General features: G+C 52.0%; 1 rRNA gene. It reads right to left on the bottom strand.

Annotated elements, in window-relative coordinates:
- Window positions 1-59: 59 nt before the first annotated feature.
- A 23S ribosomal RNA gene (locus tag GTPT_RS16540) occupies window positions 60-2,964 on the bottom strand.
- Window positions 2,965-3,122 lie beyond the last annotated feature (158 nt).

Raw genomic sequence — 3,122 nt, 5'->3', positions numbered from 1 at the left:
CAATCCGGAACTTCGCTGAAAATTCTTTTGCGTCTCTCGCAAAACGCCTCTGGCGTTGTAAGGTTAAGCCTCACGGGTCATTAGTACCGGTTAGCTCAATGCATCGCTGCACTTACACATCCGGCCTATCAACGTCGTAGTCTTCAACGTCCCTTCAGGACTCTCAAGGAGTCAGGGAGAACTCATCTCGGGGCAAGTTTCGTGCTTAGATGCTTTCAGCACTTATCTTTTCCGCACTTAGCTACCGGGCAATGCCATTGGCATGACAACCCGAACACCAGTGGTGCGTTCACTCCGGTCCTCTCGTACTAGGAGCAACCCCCCTCAATTCTCCAGCGCCCACGGCAGATAGGGACCGAACTGTCTCACGACGTTCTAAACCCAGCTCGCGTACCACTTTAAACGGCGAACAGCCGTACCCTTGGGACCTACTTCAGCCCCAGGATGTGATGAGCCGACATCGAGGTGCCAAACACCGCCGTCGATATGAACTCTTGGGCGGTATCAGCCTGTTATCCCCGGAGTACCTTTTATCCGTTGAGCGATGGCCCTTCCATTCAGAACCACCGGATCACTAAGACCTGCTTTCGCACCTGCTCGAACCGTCACTCTCGCAGTCAAGCTAGCTTATGCCTTTGCACTAACCTCACGATGTCCGACCGTGATTAGCTAACCTTCGTGCTCCTCCGTTACTCTTTGGGAGGAGACCGCCCCAGTCAAACTACCCACCAGACACTGTCCGCAACCCGGATTACGGGTCTACGTTAGAATATCAAACATTAAAGGGTGGTATTTCAAGGTTGGCTCCGTACGAACTGGCGTCCGTACTTCAGTGCCTCCCACCTATCCTGCACATCAAGGCTCAATATTCAGTGTCAAGCTATAGTAAAGGTTCACGGGGTCTTTCCGTCTTGCCGCGGGTACACTGCATCTTCACAGCGATTTCAATTTCACTGAGTCTCGGGTGGAGACAGCCTGGCCATCATTACGCCATTCGTGCAGGTCGGAACTTACCCGACAAGGAATTTCGCTACCTTAGGACCGTTATAGTTACGGCCGCCGTTTACCGGGGCTTCGATCAAGAGCTTCTCCTTACGGATAACCCCATCAATTAACCTTCCGGCACCGGGCAGGCGTCACACCGTATACGTCCACTTTCGTGTTTGCACAGTGCTGTGTTTTTAATAAACAGTTGCAGCCAGCTGGTATCTTCGACTGGCTTCAGCTCCGGGAGCAAGTCCCTTCACCTACGCGCCAGCGTGCCTTCTCCCGAAGTTACGGCACCATTTTGCCTAGTTCCTTCACCCGAGTTCTCTCAAGCGCCTTGGTATTCTCTACCTGACCACCTGTGTCGGTTTGGGGTACGATTTCGTGTTACCTGGAGCTTAGAGGCTTTTCCCGGAAGCAGGGCATCTGTCACTTCAGTGCCGTAGCACCTCGTCATCACGCCTCAGCCTTAAGAGATCCCGGATTTGCCTGGGATCTCAGCCTACACGCTTAAACCGGGACAACCGTCGCCCGGATGACATAGCCTTCTCCGTCCCCCCTTCGCAGTAACACCAAGTACAGGAATATTAACCTGTTTCCCATCGACTACGCTTTTCAGCCTCGCCTTAGGGGTCGACTCACCCTGCCCCGATTAACGTTGGACAGGAACCCTTGGTCTTCCGGCGAGCGGGTTTTTCACCCGCTTTATCGTTACTCATGTCAGCATTCGCACTTCTGATACCTCCAGCAGCCCTCACAGACCACCTTCAACGGCTTACAGAACGCTCCCCTACCCAACAACACTTAGTGTCGCTGCCGCAGCTTCGGTGCATAGTTTAGCCCCGTTACATCTTCCGCGCAGGCCGACTCGACCAGTGAGCTATTACGCTTTCTTTAAATGATGGCTGCTTCTAAGCCAACATCCTGGCTGTCTGAGCCTTCCCACATCGTTTCCCACTTAACTATGACTTTGGGACCTTAGCTGGCGGTCTGGGTTGTTTCCCTCTTCACGACGGACGTTAGCACCCGCCGTGTGTCTCCCGTGATAACATTCTCCGGTATTCGCAGTTTGCATCGGGTTGGTAAGCCGGGATGGCCCCCTAGCCGAAACAGTGCTCTACCCCCGGAGATGAATTCACGAGGCGCTACCTAAATAGCTTTCGGGGAGAACCAGCTATCTCCCGGTTTGATTGGCCTTTCACCCCCAGCCACAGGTCATCCGCTAATTTTTCAACATTAGTCGGTTCGGTCCTCCAGTTAGTGTTACCCAACCTTCAACCTGCCCATGGCTAGATCACCGGGTTTCGGGTCTATACCCTGCAACTTAACGCCCAGTTAAGACTCGGTTTCCCTGCGGCTCCCCTATACGGTTAACCTTGCTACAGAATATAAGTCGCTGACCCATTATACAAAAGGTACGCAGTCACACCATAAAAGGTGCTCCCACTGCTTGTACGTACACGGTTTCAGGTTCTTTTCACTCCCCTCGCCGGGGTTCTTTTCGCCTTTCCCTCACGGTACTGGTTCACTATCGGTCAGTCAGGAGTATTTAGCCTTGGAGGATGGTCCCCCCATATTCAGACAGGATACCACGTGTCCCGCCCTACTCTTCGAACTCACAATGTGTGCATTTTCATGTACGGGACTATCACCCTGTATCGTGCGACTTTCCAGACGCTTCCATTAACACACACACTGATGATGGTTCCGGGCTCCTCCCCGTTCGCTCGCCGCTACTGGGGGAATCTCGGTTGATTTCTTTTCCTCGGGGTACTTAGATGTTTCAGTTCCCCCGGTTCGCCTCGTTAACCTATGTATTCAGTTAACGATGATGCACTGAGTGCACCGGGTTTCCCCATTCGGAAATCGTCGGCTGTAACGGTTCATATCACCTTACCGACGCTTATCGCAGATTAGCACGTCCTTCATCGCCTCTGACTGCCAGGGCATCCACCGTGTACGCTTATTCGCTTAACCTCACAACCCACAGACGTCTTGCAACGACTCTGAATCGTAAAAGTTTTTGAGAGACTCTGAATAACTTAACGTTATTCATTGTTTTCAAATTTTCAGCTTGTTCCGTATTGTTAAAGAGCAATATCTTAAACATGACTCGTAAGTCATCTTTAAGATAT

The organism is Tatumella ptyseos ATCC 33301 (genome assembly GCF_000735525.1).
In the GTDB taxonomy this organism is placed as follows: domain Bacteria; phylum Pseudomonadota; class Gammaproteobacteria; order Enterobacterales; family Enterobacteriaceae; genus Tatumella; species Tatumella ptyseos.
The sequence above is the reverse complement of the archived record's forward strand: the minus strand, read 5'-3'. Positions and strand labels throughout refer to the sequence as shown.